Below are 16,526 nucleotides of genomic sequence, written 5' to 3' on the forward strand. Positions count from 1 at the left end.
TTTACGCCGCTCGGCAACGCTCATCCATGTAGCGCCTGGTGAATGGTCGTCGCCATCTGTTCATTGATTCCCGGCACGCGGGCCAGGTCGTCGCGGGTGGCCTTGCGCACCCCCTGCAGACCGCCGAAGAAGCGTAGCAGCTCGCGGCGGCGTTTGGGGCCGACACCGGGGATGTCCTGCAGCGACGAAGTGCGGCGCTGCTTGTCTCGGCGTTGGCGGTGCCCGGTGATGGCGAAACGGTGGGCTTCGTCCCGAATATGCTGGATCAGGTGCAGCGCCGGCGAGCTGGTGTCGAGATCGAGGGTGCGGTCGACGGTCTCGATGAACAGCGTCTCCAGCCCGGCCTTGCGAGTGGTGCCTTTGGCCACCCCGATCAGGGTCACGCCGATGACGTCGAGCTCGGCGATCACTTCCCGCGCCATGTTGAGCTGCCCCTTGCCGCCGTCGACGATCAGGATGTCCGGCAGCTTGCCTTCGCCTTTCTGCAGCCGCTTGAAACGTCGGGTGAGCGCCTGGCGCATGGCGGCGTAGTCGTCGCCCGCGGCCACACCCTCGATATTGAAGCGGCGATAGTCCGACTTGACCGGGCCATCGCCGTCGAACACCACGCAGGAGGCGACCGTCGCTTCGCCATGGCTGTGACTGATGTCGAAGCACTCCAGCCGGGCCGGCGGACTCTCCAGCGATAGCGCCTCGCGCAGGGATTCGAAGCGTCGGCTGAGCTGGCTGCGGTTGGCCAGCTGTGTCGCCAGGTGCTGCTCGGCGTTGGTCAGTGCCAGGCGCTGCCACTGGGCGCGATGGCCGCGGACCTGGGCGGTAACGCGCACGCGGCGTCCGGCGCGCTCGCTCAGCGCGCTCTGCACCAGCTCACTGTCGGCCAGCGGATGGGAGGTGATGACCTCCTGCGGAATCTCTTTCGACTGCCCCAGGTAGAACTGGCTGACGAACTCGCCGATGAGCTCTTCGGTGCCCAGGTCGAGACCGTTCTGGGGCTGGTGGTGACGCGCGCCGAGCATGCGACCCTGACGAATCGCCAGCACGCTGATACAGAGCCCGCCGGGCTGTTGGGCGAGGGCAAAGACATCGGCGTCGCCCTCGGCATTGTCGACGAACTGTTTCTCCTGCAGACGTCGCAGCTGCTGGATCTGATCGCGCAGACGCGCGGCCTCCTCGAAATCCAGTGCTTGGCTGGCCTGTTCCATGGCCTCGGTCAACTGCCCGGTGACCTGTTCGCTGCGACCTTCGAGGCACATCACGGCGTGTTCGATGTCACGCTGGTAGTCCGCCTGGCTGATGAAGTCGACGCAGGGCGCGCTGCAGCGCTTGATCTGATACTGCAGGCAGGGGCGCTGGCGATGGGCAAAGACGCTGTCCTCGCAGTTGCGGATGCGGAAGATCTTCTGCATCAGCGAGAGGCTTTCGCGCACCGCGGTGGCGCTGGGGTAGGGGCCCAGATAGCGCCCGTCGGCACGCTTCTGGCGCGCGCGCTTGAACTCCAGCGCCGGATAGGGGTGGCGGTCGGTAACGAAGACGTATGGGTAGGATTTGTCGTCACGCAGCAGGATGTTGTAGGGCGGACGCAGCTCCTTGATCAGCGTCTGCTCGAGCAGCAGCGCTTCCGTCTCGCTGCGGGTGATGGTCACCTGAACGTCCTGGATGCGTGCCACCAGCGCCTGGGTCTTGGTGTTCAGCGCACCGCGGAAGTAGCTGGCCAGACGCGCCTTGAGACGCTTCGCCTTGCCGACGTAGAGCACATTGGCCTGAGCGTCGAGCATGCGGTACACGCCGGGCGACTCGGAGACGGATTTGAGAAAGTGCTTGGCATCGAAGGATGCCGGGGAATCGCTAGGGCTATCGCTCATGCGACGAGTATATCAAAAACCCGCCGTCGCGCTGAGATCAGGGCCGCAGCGCATCAATGCGTGTCGAAGCCGTCGACCAGGCCGTGCTTGAGGCCCAGGTGGGTGAGTTCGACATCGGACTGAACCTTGAGCTTGTCGAAGATGCGGTAGCGGTAGGTGTTGACCGTCTTGGAGCTGAGCCCGAGCTGCTGCGAGATCAGGCTGACGCGCCGGCAGTTGATGATCATCAGTGCGATCTGCAGTTCACGGTCAGAGAGCTGGTCGAACGGGTTGCCTTCGCCCTCGCGGCGGGCCAGCACCACCCGCTGAGCGATATCGGGGCTGATGAAACGCTCGCCCGCGGCGACTAGCTTGACGGCTTCGATCATCTGGTCGAGCGGCGTGCCCTTGCTGATGAAACCGGCCACGCCGGCATCGATCAGTCGTTGTGCCGTGGTCTCCTCGACCTGACCGGTCAGCACCACGATGCTTATCTGGGGCTGTTCGCGCAGGAGTTTGAGAATCGCTTCGAGCCCACCCATACCGGGCATGCGAATGTCCATCAGTGCCAGGTCGGGGCGCTGGTTGCGGCAGGCGCTCAGCGCCGCTTCGCCGCTATCGACCTCGGCAATGATCTCGATGTCGGGCTCCTCGTCCAGTACGCGAGCGATACTAGTGCGAACCAGATGGTGATCATCGGCTAGTAATACCTTGATCAAGACGACTCCTGCCCTTTGCCCTCATCTATCGGCCGGCTCAGCGACCGCCTGGGTGCTGCCGGTATATACGCATGGCGGGAGCGTCGACGAACTCCGGTCGACCACGCCACACGCCTATTGCGCCGGCATGTTAACAGAGACGATTCGCGGAGTTGACAAGAATATTGCTGTCGGCAAACCCGCATGGGGCATGCCGGTGGGCGCTGGCACGGAGATGAAGGCGGAGTCTCTCCGCTGCAAGCCGCACAGAGCCAGCAGGCCAATGACAACTGTCGGCGGATGAAAGAAACAGAAGAAGAGGAAGAAAGTAGAGTCGTGGTCGGCTCCTCGTTCCGCCTTGGCTCCTCGTTCCGTCTTGGAGAGGTGGAGACCAGGCAAGGTAGATGGCTTTTTACGGAATCGACAAAAGTCGTTGACAGCCTTCGCATTCATCCGTAAATTACGCCGCGTTCCTTGGCGAACACGGTACGGGGCCTTAGCTCAGCTGGGAGAGCGCAACACTGGCAGTGTTGAGGTCAGCGGTTCGATCCCGCTAGGCTCCACCAATCTTTATTTTGAAAAAGCCGCCTGGCGCACTTTGCGTCGGCGGCTTTTTTCATGTCCGAGAGCTTTTCTGCCTGCGAATGTCGGAGTGAGAGCAGTTCGCGTGCCGGTACGATGATCTTGATCGCGTTAGCGCCTTTGCTGGGGTGGTTTGCGGTCCGCCCTGACGATGAGTTCGGCCAGCGATCGAGGATGCGCTTGATCAGCGACCAAGGTCGCATGGCAATGGTGACTTGGTTGTACAAATATTAAATACATGTATAGCTTTTATGCAGGTTTTTTTTCGGCGGTCTAGCGAGCATCTTGCCAGGGAGGCGGCATGCGATACGCGGAATTTGTACAACTTCTTGGCGAAGGTCATGTAACCGAGCTGCAGGTGGAGTCGCTCGAGCCGCAGACGTTTTCGTACCGGGTAGTAATGGGGGAGCGTGCCGAGGTGCTCGAAGGGGAAGATGGGCAACCGGTGCGGCTGAGTTCGCTAGGACATGCGCGGCAGTACTTGCCGCGGCTAGGCGGCGTCGAGGTGCCACTCTTTCTGGTGACGCAGCCGCCTGGGAGTACGATCGTCGGCTCGCAGGTCTACGCGACGTCACACAAGACGCGCCTGGATGCGAACTGACGCGGGCCCGAGTGGGGTGTCAGTGCCGGCGCTGGTTGAGCTTTTCCGCCAGCTTGCGTGCCGCTTCCTGCCCTGCGTGGTGACTGATGATGCCTGGGGCGCCATCGCCTTTCTGAGTGGGCGCCGTGTCTACCACGATCCACTCCGCAGCGTCGCCGTCGTTGGAGGGGGTAAGGGGTCTAGCCACAAAACGTGTCATCGCGCGCTACTCCGTGCAGTTCGGCGGGGCTCCTGACCTAGTCGTTGGTGCCGCCTCAGTAGAGCCTAGTCGATAACCTGGGCATTGAGATACCCCGACCATCGGTAGTCGGCGAGGGTTACGCAGTTGTGACACGCAGCCGCTAAACTTGACACGATGTCACCGAGAAGAAGGAGTGGATCATGTGTGCAGAGACTACCCAGTGCCCGCGCTGCGGACACGATCAAACCGAGGCGCCGGCCGATGCCGAGGGCGTCGAGCGGTGCCCGGAATGCGACGCCAAGCGTGACGTGCACTCGCCTACCGCGCAGGAGCTACTGGAGCGTGAAGAGGCTTATGTCAGCCACGCCATCGACGAGACGATAGAGCGCGAGCTCTCTCGTCGCCACGACGATCAAGGCAAGCCCGAGCAGTGAATCCGGCTCGTAGTAAGTGCGGCCGCACCTCAGCGGCCATTGGCGCGGGGTCTTCCCTGGGGCCCGAGAGGGCGGCTAAGCGCGATCTCGATCGCCCGCTCGCGGGTAATGCCCCGCGCCATCAATGTTCTGATGCGCGTCTTGAGAGTGCTCACGGGAATGCCCGACTGGCGCGACAGGGCGTTCAGGCTATCGGCGCGCAGCACCCGCTGCTCGCGTCGTTTCATCAGGGGTGTTTGCTTTCCCCGGTCGGTCAGTTTCATTTAGTTCTCCACGATCGTTGGCACTGTCCACGCGATCGTTCGTGACCAACATATGACTTGCGATGCCGAGGTATCTTCCATGAATCCGCCGACCCTACACTAAGTTTGATGAGCCTGTCGCCCTCTTGGCGAGGTGTTCATGGCTATCCGCTCATGACTACAAATGGCCCTGCCAGGTCGGACTATTCGATCCTTTGGTGGCTTGGCCCGTAGTCACAATGCTCCTGCCATAGAAAGGTACGGGACATTCTCTACGAGGCGAAACGAGCGACACCGAGAGAAGCGGATAGGGCCAACGATGGCGAGTGCTAGACGAGAAAACAGATGCCGATGAACGAGCGTATCTTCGATGTCGCGATTCGCCCTCGGGCCGGTGATGCGCTGTGGGAAGCCTTCACGCCGGCGCTACCGGGGCTGAGCGCGCTGGGTGAGAGCGACCTCGACGCTGCCGCCCGGCTCGCCGATGCGATCGTGCCGCACCTGGCCGCGCGCCTGCAGCAGGGGCTGGCGATTCCGGAACAGCCCCGCGCCGGCGTTTATCTGCAGGAGTATGGGCTGGTGCTGTGGCAATTTCTGCGTGTGCATATGGGACCGCTCAGGGCGGAGCAGAGCGCTGTCGAGGTGATCTTTCCCGATATCGAGACGCTATTCGATGCCGAGGTCGGGGATGTCGACGAGTCCCTGCTCGATGTTTGAGCGCAGCCCGCTTGACAGCTCTCGCAGTCAAACGCAGACTGGCGCCATGATGACGATACCGAGCTACAGACCGATCCAGTGGTGGTGGCGCCTTTGATTCGAGGGCGGCCCGCTGACGTCTGTAAAAGATGCCGCCCCACGGGGCGGCATTTTTTCGTCTGAGAGATGGCTCCGTGAGGCTGGCAGAGAACCGGGCCAAACCCGGCTCCGGTAGGACGAAAAACCACAGCCATGACGCGATCACGTATGAATATCAGGAGCTTACCGCCGTGCCAGTCCTCATGATCGACAACTACGACAGCTTCACTTTCAATATCGTCCAGTATCTTGGCGAGTTAGGCGCCGATGTCGTCACCCTGCGCAATGACGAGATCGACCTGGCGGGGCTAGAGCGCCATGCGCCCTCGCATCTGGTCGTCTCGCCCGGACCCTGCACCCCCAACGAGGCGGGGATCTCGATGGCCGCCATTCGCCACTTTGCCGGGCGCATCCCGATTCTCGGCGTCTGCCTGGGGCATCAGGCGATCGGCCAGGTCTACGGCGGTCAGGTGATCCGTGCGCCACAGGTGATGCATGGGAAGACTTCGCGTATCCGTCACGCCGGCCAGGGCGTGTTCGCTGGTCTCGAGGATCCGCTGGAGGTGACCCGCTACCACTCCCTGGTGGTGGATGCGGCGACCCTGCCCGAGTGTCTGGAAGTGACCGCCTACACCGACGAGAGCGACGTCACGCCGGGTCTGATCATGGGGCTCCGGCACCGCACCCTGGACATCGAGGGCGTGCAGTTCCACCCCGAGTCGATCCTCTCGCGCCAGGGCCATGAGCTGCTGGACAATTTCCTCAAGCGCCAAACCGCGTCGCAACCGCGGGGAGAGACACATGCAAATGCGTGAGGCGATCGGTGCGCTGCTGCGCCACGAGAATCTGAGCTACGACGACACCCACGCGATCATGCAGACGATCATGACCGGCGAGGCCACCGATGCCCAGATCGCCGGTTTTCTGATCGCGTTGGCGATGAAGGGAGAGACCGCCGAGGAGATCACCGCGGCGGCGCAGGTCATGCGTGAGCTGATGCAGCCGGTAGCGCTCGAGTGTGACAACGTGGTCGACATCGTCGGCACCGGGGGCGATGGTGCCAACCTGTTCAATGTCTCCACGGCATCGAGCTTCGTCGTCGCTGCCGCTGGCGGGCACGTGGCCAAGCACGGCAATCGCGGTGTGTCGTCGTCGGCGGGCAGCGCCGACCTTTTCGACGTTGCCGGCATCTACCTCGATCTGGATGCCGCCACCATCGCACGCTGTATCGAACAGGTCGGGGTCGGCTTCATGTTCGCGCCACGCCACCACCAGGCGATGCGCCACGCCATCGGTCCGCGCCGCGAAATGGGCGTGCGCACGGTGTTCAATATCCTGGGGCCGCTGACCAACCCCGCCGGCGCGCCCAACCAGCTGCTCGGCGTCTATGCGCCGCATCTGGTGCCGCTGGTGGCGGAGTCGCTGCGCAAGCTCGGCAGCCGCCATGTGCTGGTGGTGCACGCCGAGGATGGTCTCGACGAGATCTCGCTGGCGGCGCCGACCCGAGTGGCGGAGCTGCGTGACGGCGAGATTCGCGAGTACACGCTGACTCCCGAGTCGCTGGGTATCGAGCGCCAGGCACTGGCGCCATTGAAGGTAGTGACCGCCGAGGACAGCCTCAAACTGGTCAAGGAGGCGCTGGTCGGCAAGGGCGCGGCCGGTGATATCGTGGCGTTGAACGCCGGCGCCGCGCTTTACGCCTCGGGCGTCTCCGATTCGCTGCAGGAGGGGGTGCTGATGGCGCAGGATGCCCAGGCCTCCAAGCTGCCGCTGGAGAAGCTCAAGGAGTTGGCCGACTTCACCCGGGTATTCGCTGATTGAACCGACGCCCATCCATCTCGATTTCCTTTCACCCCGACACCGAGAGCTCCGCGCATGAGTGAATCACAGGACAAGGCGTTGCCGACCATTCTGGCCAAGATTCTGGCGCGTAAGCGCGAGGAGATCAGCGAGCGCCGCCCGCGCACCAGCGAGCAGACCTGGCTGCAGCGCGCCCAGGCGCAGAGTGCGCCGCGGGGCTTCGTCGCCGCGCTGGAGCGCTGCATCGAGGGGGGCGACCCGGCGGTGATCGCCGAGATCAAGAAGGCGTCGCCCTCCAAGGGCGTGATCCGCGAGGATTTCCGCCCTGCAGAGATCGCCGCCGACTACGCCGCCGCTGGCGCCAGCTGCCTGTCGGTGCTGACCGATGCCGACTACTTCCAGGGTGATGAGTCCTACCTGATCGCGGCACGCGAAGCCTGCGCGCTGCCGGTGATCCGCAAGGATTTCATCATCGATGGCTACCAAATCGCTGAGGCGCGCGGCATCGGTGCCGACTGCATCCTGCTGATCGTCGCGGCGCTGGATGACGTCCAGCTCAAGGATCTCTATCGCCAGGCGCGGGAGCTGGGTATGGACGTGCTGGTCGAGGTCCACGATGTGTTCGAGCTGGAGCGGGCGCTGACGCTCGATCTGCCGCTGGTGGGGATCAACAACCGCGACCTGCACACCTTCGCCACCTCGCTGGATACCACCTTCGACCTGCTCAAACGCATACCGTCGGGTGTGACCGTGGTCACCGAGTCGGGGATTCATACCCGCGACGACGTCGAACGCATGCGCGAGCACGATGTCAACGCCTTCCTGGTCGGCGAGGCGTTCATGCGTGAAGCCGAACCGGGCAGCGCGCTGCGCCGTCTGTTCTTCTGAGCCCGCCGCGCGAGCACCCTCCTGGCAGGTAACGCTTGCCCTGAACGACGAACACCGCCCTCGAGGCGGTGTTCGTCGTTTTGAGGTGATGTTCGTCGTTCAGGGTCGGTGTTCGCGACGTCTCGGAACGCTGCTCAGTGCTCTGGTCAGAACTCTGGTTTAGAACTCTGGTTTAGAACTCTGGTTTAGAACTCTGGCGAATCCGGAAAGATCAGGCTGATCAGGGTGTCTCCCGCCTTGGGCATCAGCGGCTTCTCCGCGGTCGCGGTGCGGATACGCCCGTTGGCTGAGAGGGTGAACAGGGTCAACAGGCGATCCTGGTGGATGCGCCGATAGTCCTCGATGTCGAAGTTCTCGCTGATCTTGGCCTGGCGCAACACCGCACCCTGGCCGATCAGGCTCGATAGCCGGGTGAAGCTGGTGTTGCCGTCGAACAGCAGCGGCAGATGAGCGAGGGCCTGCTGGTGATGGCGCTTGGCGCTGCGGCTGGACTCCACTGCCAGGCGGAACACCTTGCCATGCCCGAGAATGTGCTCGAAGTGCAGCGCGGCGAGATTGTTCAGCTCGCGGTAGGGCGACAGCGGCAGCAGATGGCCGATCCCGGTGAGCTCCAGATGCTGCGCGGCGTGCTCCGACAGTGGATTGCCGTAGTAGGTGGGTAGGTTGGCCATGCGCGCTTCCTGCACCGCATCCCAGTTGTGGTCGCACAGGCGGACCACGAAGCCGGCTTCCTGAAGCACCTGGCCGAAGGCGCGTGCAACCGGGTTGGCGCCGATGATCAGAAAGCCCGACGGTGTCGGTTCGCTGACCCGCAGCAGGCGTGCCAGCGGGCGCGAGAAGAGGCTTTGCACCACCACCGTGCTGATGATCACCAGGAAGGTCACCGGCACCAGCAGTTCGGCTCCCGGCACTTCCAGTGACTCCAGGCGGATGGCGAACAGCGAGGCCACCGCCGCGGCGACGATGCCGCGCGGCGAGAGCCAGGCCAGCAGCGCTTTCTCGCGCCAGTTGAGCGAGCTACCCAGGGTGCACAGCCACACCGTCAGCGGCCGCGCGACCCACACCAGAATGGCGAGGAAGGCCCACGCCTCCCACGACAGCAGGCCCAGCTGTTCCAGACTCAGGCGTGCCGCGAGCAGGATGAACAGGCCCGAGATCAAGAGGATCGACAGCGTCTCCTTGAACTCCAGAATCGGCTGGGTCGGTACCCCGCGCATGTTGGCCATCCACACGCCCATCACCGTCACCGTGAGCAGCCCCGACTCATGGAAAAGCAGGTTGGAGAGCGTGAACAGGGTGAGCATGACCATCAGCGTGCCGAAGCTGTGCAGCCGCTGCGGCAGCCAGTGGTGGCGCAGCACGCTGCCCCAGAGATAGCCTCCGGCGATACCCAGACCGAAGCCGATCACCGCGGTCTGGGCAAAGCTGATCAAGGTGTGGGTGGCGGCGCCGTTGGAGGCGCCCAGCGCCACGAACTCATAGACCAGAACCGCGCCGATGGCGCCGATCGGGTCGATCAGGATCCCCTCCCAGCGCAGGATCTGGCTGACGTGCTCGCGGGCGCGCAGGGTCTGCAGCAGCGGCAGTACCACGGTGGGGCCGGTGACCACCAGCAGCGCGCCGAGCACGCTGGACATCTCCCACGATAGCCCCAGCACCAGGTGTGCCGCAGCGATCCCGATCAGCGCGGTGATCAGTGCGCCCCAGGTGACCAGTCGGCTGACCGTGCGTCCGTGACCGCGCAGTTCGCGGAAGTCGAGCGTCAGGCTGCCCTCGAACAGGATCACCGCTACCGCCAGTGAGACCAGCGGGAACAGCAGATCGCCCAACACGGCGTCCGGCTGCAGCCAGCCGGTGATGGGGCCGACGAGCACGCCGCCGAGCAGCAGCGGCAGGATGGCGGGCAGGCGCAACTGCCAGGCCAGCCACTGACAGATCAGCGCCAGCAGACCGATGCCGGTCAGGGCAAGGGCAGCGTTTTCCATGGCCAGGCTCTCCGAGGCGATTCCAGTGGCGGATCAAAAGGCGCGCAGACTAGCCGCGCGGAGGCGCCGATGCAATGCCTGCGACGACGCCTTTTGCGGGTCGCAGAGCATAGGTCATGTGGCGCAATCTTGCGCGGTGGCGCTTCTCAGCTCGTCTGGTCGCGGCGGCGGGCGACCTGCAGCAGAGCCTGGAGCGGATGCAGCAGCTGGCGCTGCGACAGACGCTTGGCCTGGCTGCGGCAGGAGTAGCCGGTCGCCAGCAGCGGGCCGGCGGCGGTGTCTTCTACCGGTTCGCGCCAGGAGAGATCGTAGATCGCCTCCGAGGTGGCGCGATTGCGCGCCTCGTGACCGTAGGTGCCGGACATGCCGCAGCAGCCGCTGGCCACGTTTTCCAGGGCGAGCCCGAAGTGGGCGAAGAGCTGCTGCCACGCCTTGGGGCTACCCGGGGCGTTGGTCTTCTCGGTGCAGTGTGACAACAGGCGGTAGCCAGGGTCGGCATCATCGGCCTGCCGGTCCTGCCAGCGCGCCGGCAGCAGCGCCGGGCCGCGGGCGAGCAGCCACTCCTGCAGCAGCAGTACCTCGGGCACCGCCGCCGGCCCCAGCAGCTTCACGTACTCCTGGCGATAGGTCAGGGTCATCGCCGGGTCGATACCCACCAGCGGCACGCCGAACTCGGCCAAGGTCTTGAGCCGCGCGGCCTGCCTGGCCGCAACCCGCTGGAAGCGGCCGATGAAGCCCTGCACGTGCAGCGGCTTGCCGTTGGGCTGGAAGGGGGCGACGAAGACGCGCAGGCCCAGCCGCGTGAGCAGCTCGATGATGTCGAGCACCAGCTGCGACTCGAAGTGACTGGTGAAGGCGTCCTGCACCAGCACCACGCTGCGGGCACGCTCCTCTGGCATCAGTTGGGCCAGGCTGGTGGGCGTGGCCTCGACCACGCCCCAGGCGCGCAGCACCTTCTTGAGATGGGTGCGCGAGAGACGCGGGCTGTCGACCATGCCCAGGGTGCGGGTCAGCAGGCGGTCGATCAGGCGGTTGTCGAGCAGCGCATTGTAGAGCGGCGCCACCCGCGGCAAATGTGGCACCACGAACTCGAGACCGCCGATCACGTAGTCGCGCAGCGGCCGCGCATAGCGGCTGTGGTAGCTCTCCAGAAAGCGCGAGCGGAAATCGGGCACGTCGACCTTGATCGGACACTGGCCGGCGCACGATTTACACGCCAGGCAGCCGGCCATGGCGTCATACACCTGATGCGAGAAGTCCGCCTCGCCGCGGCGGCGGGCCAGCGCCCGCCCCAACTTGCCGGGCTGGTCGCGCAGCCACGCCAGGATGCCTTCCTGGCGGGTGCGCCGGGAGAGCTCGACCACGTCGACCCCAGCGTTGCCCTGGCGCCTGAGCCACTCGCGCATCAGGCTGGCGCGCCCCTTGGGCGAGTGCACGCGGTCGCGGGTCGCCTTCCACGACGGGCACATGGCGTCCGCGGGGTCGTAGTTGTAGCAGGCGCCGTTACCGTTGCAGTAGACCGCGCTGGCATTCTCCTGCCACACGCGCTCGTCGATCTGGCGGTCCAGCTCGCCGCGGGTGGGTACGCCATCCACCGTCAGCAGGCCGGGGTCGACCTCGATTGCCGCCCGCTCGCCGGTTTGGCCGCGTGTGCTGGCGTCTTCCGCCTCGGCGCGGATCGGAATCGCGTTGCCGGCGTCTTCGGGCCGGGTGGCAGACGGGGTTGCGTTGCTGGTGTCTTGGGGCCGGCTGGCAGACGGGGTTGCGTTTCCGGCGTCTTCGGGCCGGATAGACAGCGGCGTCGCGATCTTGCCCGGGTTGAACTGGTTGTACGGATCGAAGGCGGCCTTGATTCGCTGCAGCGCCGGATAGAGCTCACCGAAGAAGCGCGGCGAATACTCCGAACGCACGCCCTTGCCGTGCTCGCCCCACAGCAGGCCGCCGTAGCGCTGGGTCAGTTCGGCCACGGCGTCGGAAAGCTCACGGATCAGGTGCGCCTGGGCCGGGTCCTTCATGTCGATCGCCGGGCGCACGTGGAGCACGCCGGCGTCGACGTGACCGAACATGCCGTAGTCGAGGCCGTGGGCGTCGAGCAGGGCGCGGAACTCGGCGATATAGTCGGCGAGTCGTTCCGGCGGCACTGCGGTGTCCTCGACGAAGGGGATCGGGCGGCGCTCGCCCTTGGCATTGCCGAGCAGACCCACCGCACGCTTGCGCATGGCATAGACCCGCGCGATCTGGGCGCGGCCCTCGGCTAGGGTATAGCCGAGACGCTCGACGCTGGTGTCCGCGCCGAGATGGTCGACGAACGCCTGTACGCGCTCGGCCAGACGGTCGGGGTCGTCGTCGTTGAACTCGACCAGATTGATGCCGCGGATCGGCGTGCCCTGGGTATCAGCGGGGAAGAACTCGGCCACGCTGTCCCAGACGAAGTCGTCCATCGCCAGCATCAGCACCTTGTCGTCGACCGTCTCGATCGAGGTCGGCCGCAGCGGCTGCGGCTGATCGGGCAACGCCACGTTCATCAGCGCCTTGGCGTCGCGCAGGGCGTCCATGAAGCCGGCGTAGCGCACGTTGACCAGGGTCGAATGTGCAGGCAAAGGCAGCACGTTGAGGGTCGCCTCGTTGAGCAGGGCGAGCGTACCCTCGGCGCCGCACAGCAGGCTGTTGAGGTCGTAGCGCCCCTCGGCATCGATCAGGTGGGCGAGGTCGTAGCCGGTGAGGCAGCGGTTGAGCGGCGGGAACTTGGCTGCGATCAGCTCGGCCTGCTCGGTGGCCACCGCCCGGGCTTCACGGTGGACGCGGCCGACCGCGTCGTCGCGGGCGCAGGCGGTGGCGAGCGCCTCTGCCGCCAGCGGCTGGCTGTGCAGGCGCGTGCCGCCATGCAGCACGACGTCGAGCTCGAGTACGTGATCGCGGGTCTTGCCGTACTCGCAGCTACCCTGGCCGCTGGCGTCGGTGGAGATCATGCCGCCAATGGTGGCGCGGTTGGAGGTCGAGAGCTCCGGGGCGAAGAACAGCCCGTGAGGCTTGAGCGCGGCGTTGAGCTGATCCTTGACCACCCCGGCCTGGACGCGCACGCGGCGGCGCTCGACGTCGATCTCCAGAATCCGGTTCATGTGGCGGGAGAGATCCACCACCAGGCCGTCGGTCAGCGACTGGCCGTTGGTGCCAGTGCCGCCGCCGCGGGGGGCGAGCACGATGCTGCGGTGCTCGTCGCGGGCGATCAGCCGCGCGATGCGCTCGAGGTCTTCGGCGTCGCGGGGGTAGAGCACCGCCTGCGGCAGGCGCTGATAGATCGAGTTGTCGGTGGCCAGCACGCTGCGGTCGGCCAGCTCCGGTGCGATCTCGCCGCTGAAGCCAGCGTGCTCGAGGTCGTCGAGGAAGCGGCGGTAGTGCGCGTTCAGGGCCGAGGCGTCGCCGGCCGGGTCAAGGCGTTCGATCATCATGGTCATCAAGCTGTCACGGCGGCCGGCGGGCGGCACACGCTATCTATTCGGGGATTCGCGCCTTGGCGGGCGCGAGTCGCATCATGGCCCGGGCGCCACGGCCTCGCGGCGGCGAGGGGTCATGGTGCCGGTCGGGGCTTTTCCTTACAATAAACGATCGCTCAGGCGAGGCGGGTGCCCATGGGGACCACACGTGTCGCGCTGACCCTCGAAGACGTCAATCAACGGAACGCCACCATGCTCGATCCCAAGCTGTTGCGGAGTGATCCGCAGTTCGTCGCTCAACGTCTGGCCCTGCGCGGCTTCACGCTCGATACCGCGTCGCTCGAGTCGCTCGAGTCCCGGCGCCGCGAACTGCAGACCGCAACCGAGCAGCTGCAGAACGAGCGTAACGTGCGCTCCAAGGCAATCGGCAAGGCCAAGGCGGCGGGTGAGGATATCCAGCCGCTGCTCGACGAGGTCGGCCAGCTCGGCGACGAGCTCGACCGCGCCAAGACCCAGCTGGCCGAGGTGCAGAGCGAGTGGGATGCGCTGATCGCGGGGCTACCCAACCTGCCGCACGCTAGCGTACCCGAAGGCGCCGACGAAGACGACAACGTCGAACTGCACCGCTGGGGCACGCCGCGGGCTTTCGATTTCGATGTGCGCGATCACGTCGACCTGGGCGCACGTTTCGGCTATCTCGACTTCGAGCTGGCGACCAAGCTCACGGGCTCGCGTTTCGCCGTGATGCGCGGGCCGATCGCGCGTCTGCACCGGGCGCTTGCGCAGTTCATGCTCGACAAGCAGACCCTCGAGCACGGCTACGAAGAGTGCTACGTGCCCTATATGGTCAACGCCGACTCGCTGATGGGCACCGGCCAGTTGCCCAAGTTCGGCGAGGATCTGTTCCGTCTCGAGGAGAGCGGTTACCACCTGATCCCGACCGCCGAGGTGCCGCTGACCAACTTCGTGCGTGACGAGATTCTCGATCACGCCCAGCTGCCGCTCAAGCTCACCGCACACACCCCCTGTTTCCGCAGCGAGGCCGGCGCCTATGGTCGGGATACCCGCGGCATGATTCGCCAGCACCAGTTCGACAAGGTCGAGATGGTCCAGGTGGTCGACCCGGAGACCAGCTACGACGCGCTGGAGACCATGCGCGGCCATGCCGAGGCGATCCTGCAGGCGCTGGCGCTGCCCTACCGGGTGGTCACCCTGTGTGCCGGTGACATGGGCTTTGGCGCGACCAAGACCTACGACCTCGAGGTGTGGCTGCCGAGCCAGGAGACTTACCGCGAGATCTCCTCGGTCTCCAACTGCGAGGACTTCCAGGCCCGGCGCATGCAGGCGCGCTTCCGCCATCCGCAGCAGAAGAAGCCGCAGCTGGTGCACACCCTCAACGGCTCGGGCCTGGCGGTGGGGCGCTGCCTGTTGGCGGTGATGGAGAACTACCAGAACGCCGACGGCAGCATCGATGTGCCCGAGGTGCTTCGCCCGTACCTTGGCGGCATCGCCCAAATCAACGCCGAGTAATGGCACCGCTGGCGGCCGGTGACCGGCCGCCGCTTGCCACCTGGATCGTCGGCGATGATATGGCAAGTTGGTTATAACGCTACAAGAAAGCGTTCCTTCGGGATCCTTCGAGGCACCCCTAGAATTTGGCTATAAGCATTGGGGTTAAATGGTGTATCCGGTTCTAAGGCGCTGCGGCGCCGGCTGACACGGAGTCGCGCCGACCCCGGCCATCCTGGCCCGGCTCCACTCGACCCGACGGTGATTCGTGACGCCCTCTCTGACGCTCCAGCTAGACCCCTCCCAACTGACGCTGCGCCTGATCGGCGGCGGCAGCGAGGCACTCGCGCTCGCCCGCCAAGTGGCGGGCAGCGGTGTGGGCTTGACGCTGCACTCCGCCGCGCCGATGCCGGCGCTGGCCGCGCTGTGCGCGCAGCAGGGATGGTCTCACGCGGCGGCAGTGCCGGCACCAGCGGCGGGAGAGCTGTGGCTGATCGCCTCGGGGGAGCACGAGCAGGACCGCCAACTAGCAGAGGCCGCACGGGCGGCCGGTGCGCTGGTCCACGTGCGTGGCTGGCCGGCGCTCTCCAGTGCCAGGCTGCCGCCACGCATCGATGTCGACGCGGTCGCCGAGCGCGAGGCGGACTCACCCTGGCGCCGTGGTCGGGTGGCTCTGGTGGGGGCGGGGCCGGGTGACCCGGAGCTTCTGACCCTGCGCGCGCTCAAGCGGCTGCAGCACGCCAGCGTGATCGTCCACGATCGTCTGGTCAGCCAGGAAATCCTGGCGCTGGCCAACCCCGAGGCGCGACGCTTCTATGTGGGCAAGGCGCGTTCGCGGCACAGCGTACCCCAGGAGGGGATCAATCAGGCGCTGGTCGAGTGGGCGCGGGCAGGGCACGAGGTGGTGCGTCTCAAGGGCGGCGACCCGTTCATCTTCGGCCGCGGTGGGGAGGAGCTGGAGACGCTGGCCGAAGCCGGGATCGACTTCGAGGTGGTGCCCGGCATCACCGCGGCCTCGGGCTGCGCCGCCTACGCCGGCATTCCGTTGACCCACCGCGACCACGCCCAGTCGGTGCGCTTCGTCACCGGCCACCTCAAGAACGGCAGCTGCGATCTCGACTGGCCGGCGTTGGCCCGCGGTGATCAGACGCTGGTGTTCTACATGGGCCTGGGCGCCCTCGATCTGATCCGCCATCAGCTCGTTGCCCACGGTCTCGATGCCCAGACCCCGCTGGCGCTGGTCGAGCAGGGCACCACCGCCAGCCAGCGCGTGCATCTGGGCACCCTCGACACTCTGCCGGCGAGTCTTGCCGACGACCCGCCGCGCCCGCCGACGCTGATCGTGATCGGCAGCGTGGTCACATTGGCGTCGCGTCTCGCCTGGTTCCAGCCCACCGCCAGCGGTGCCCTGGGCTGGGTCGAGGGCAAGCATCCGACACCGCTCTCCCGCGCGGACAGCGCCTGAGAGGGTGTTTACAAAATGCCTGCGCTCGGCAATACGGCGTTAAAATCGGCCTCGTACGCGAGCCCGGTCAA

15 protein-coding genes and 1 tRNA gene are annotated in these 16,526 nt (G+C 65.7%); 9 read left to right on the plus strand and 7 right to left on the minus strand.

Annotated features, from left to right (window positions below):
• Positions 1-20 precede the first annotated feature (20 nt).
• Entirely contained in the window at positions 21-1,862 is a 1,842-nt protein-coding gene (gene uvrC, locus QO259_RS05270; RefSeq protein ID WP_285952076.1) for an excinuclease ABC subunit UvrC, read from the minus strand.
• Between the two features lie 53 nt (positions 1,863-1,915).
• Positions 1,916-2,560, minus strand: a complete 645-nt coding sequence (locus QO259_RS05275; protein WP_207034820.1) for a response regulator — start codon at positions 2,558-2,560, stop codon at positions 1,916-1,918.
• Positions 2,561-3,029: 469 nt separating this feature from the next.
• On the opposite strand from QO259_RS05275, the gene QO259_RS05280 reads away from it, so the two are divergent.
• Positions 3,030-3,105, plus strand: a tRNA-Ala gene (locus QO259_RS05280).
• On the opposite strand, the gene QO259_RS05285 is transcribed toward QO259_RS05280, so the two are convergent.
• Positions 3,076-3,348, minus strand: a complete 273-nt coding sequence (locus QO259_RS05285) for a hypothetical protein (RefSeq protein WP_285952077.1) — start codon at positions 3,346-3,348, stop codon at positions 3,076-3,078. The genes QO259_RS05280 and QO259_RS05285 overlap by 30 nt on opposite strands.
• Before the next feature lie 74 nt (positions 3,349-3,422).
• Between QO259_RS05285 and QO259_RS05290 the strand changes: the two genes are divergently transcribed.
• Positions 3,423-3,722: a DUF6482 family protein gene (locus tag QO259_RS05290; RefSeq protein ID WP_207034816.1), complete on the plus strand. Its 300-nt coding sequence runs from the start codon at positions 3,423-3,425 to the stop codon at positions 3,720-3,722.
• 19 nt (positions 3,723-3,741) lie between these two features.
• Here QO259_RS05290 and QO259_RS05295 read toward each other — a convergent pair whose 3' ends face one another.
• Positions 3,742-3,921, minus strand: a complete 180-nt coding sequence (locus tag QO259_RS05295) for a hypothetical protein (protein ID WP_285952078.1) — start codon at positions 3,919-3,921, stop codon at positions 3,742-3,744.
• A gap of 182 nt (positions 3,922-4,103) precedes the next feature.
• Between QO259_RS05295 and QO259_RS05300 the strand changes: the two genes are divergently transcribed.
• Entirely contained in the window at positions 4,104-4,337 is a 234-nt protein-coding gene (locus QO259_RS05300) for a hypothetical protein (RefSeq protein WP_285952079.1), read from the plus strand.
• Between the two features lie 29 nt (positions 4,338-4,366).
• Here the strand turns inward: QO259_RS05300 and QO259_RS05305 are convergent, their stop codons facing one another.
• Positions 4,367-4,600: a hypothetical protein gene (locus QO259_RS05305; protein ID WP_207034811.1), complete on the minus strand. Its 234-nt coding sequence runs from the start codon at positions 4,598-4,600 to the stop codon at positions 4,367-4,369.
• 324 nt (positions 4,601-4,924) lie between these two features.
• Here QO259_RS05305 and QO259_RS05310 point away from each other — a divergent pair, with 324 nt between their 5' ends.
• From QO259_RS05310 to trpC, 4 genes are all read left to right on the plus strand, one after another.
• Entirely contained in the window at positions 4,925-5,296 is a 372-nt protein-coding gene (locus QO259_RS05310; RefSeq protein WP_207034809.1) for a hypothetical protein, read from the plus strand.
• A gap of 281 nt (positions 5,297-5,577) precedes the next feature.
• Positions 5,578-6,189 carry an anthranilate synthase component II gene (locus QO259_RS05315; RefSeq protein WP_285952731.1) on the plus strand — a complete coding sequence of 204 codons (612 nt, stop codon included), beginning with the start codon at positions 5,578-5,580 and terminating at the stop codon, positions 6,187-6,189.
• Positions 6,176-7,195, plus strand: a complete 1,020-nt coding sequence (gene trpD / locus QO259_RS05320; RefSeq protein ID WP_207034807.1) for an anthranilate phosphoribosyltransferase — start codon at positions 6,176-6,178, stop codon at positions 7,193-7,195. The genes QO259_RS05315 and trpD overlap by 14 nt, the downstream gene beginning before the upstream one ends.
• Before the next feature lie 54 nt (positions 7,196-7,249).
• Entirely contained in the window at positions 7,250-8,062 is an 813-nt protein-coding gene (gene trpC / locus QO259_RS05325) for an indole-3-glycerol phosphate synthase TrpC (RefSeq protein ID WP_285952080.1), read from the plus strand.
• A gap of 185 nt (positions 8,063-8,247) precedes the next feature.
• On the opposite strand, the gene QO259_RS05330 is transcribed toward trpC, so the two are convergent.
• Positions 8,248-10,047, minus strand: coding sequence for a cation:proton antiporter (locus tag QO259_RS05330; protein WP_081919674.1), 1,800 nt, complete (start codon positions 10,045-10,047; stop codon positions 8,248-8,250).
• 146 nt (positions 10,048-10,193) lie between these two features.
• Positions 10,194-13,493 (minus strand): FAD-binding and (Fe-S)-binding domain-containing protein, encoded by a 3,300-nt coding sequence (locus QO259_RS05335; RefSeq protein ID WP_285952732.1) that lies wholly within the window; start codon positions 13,491-13,493, stop codon positions 10,194-10,196.
• Positions 13,494-13,733: 240 nt separating this feature from the next.
• Here QO259_RS05335 and serS point away from each other — a divergent pair, with 240 nt between their 5' ends.
• Positions 13,734-15,011 (plus strand): serine--tRNA ligase, encoded by a 1,278-nt coding sequence (gene serS, locus QO259_RS05340; protein WP_285952733.1) that lies wholly within the window; start codon positions 13,734-13,736, stop codon positions 15,009-15,011.
• 589 nt (positions 15,012-15,600) lie between these two features.
• Complete coding sequence (cobA, locus tag QO259_RS05345; protein WP_285952734.1) at positions 15,601-16,455, plus strand: uroporphyrinogen-III C-methyltransferase; 855 nt, start codon at positions 15,601-15,603, stop codon at positions 16,453-16,455.
• The last annotated feature ends 71 nt before the right edge of the window (positions 16,456-16,526 follow it).

Source organism: Salinicola sp. JS01, from assembly GCF_030284585.1.
Taxonomy (GTDB): Bacteria; Pseudomonadota; Gammaproteobacteria; order Pseudomonadales; family Halomonadaceae; genus Salinicola.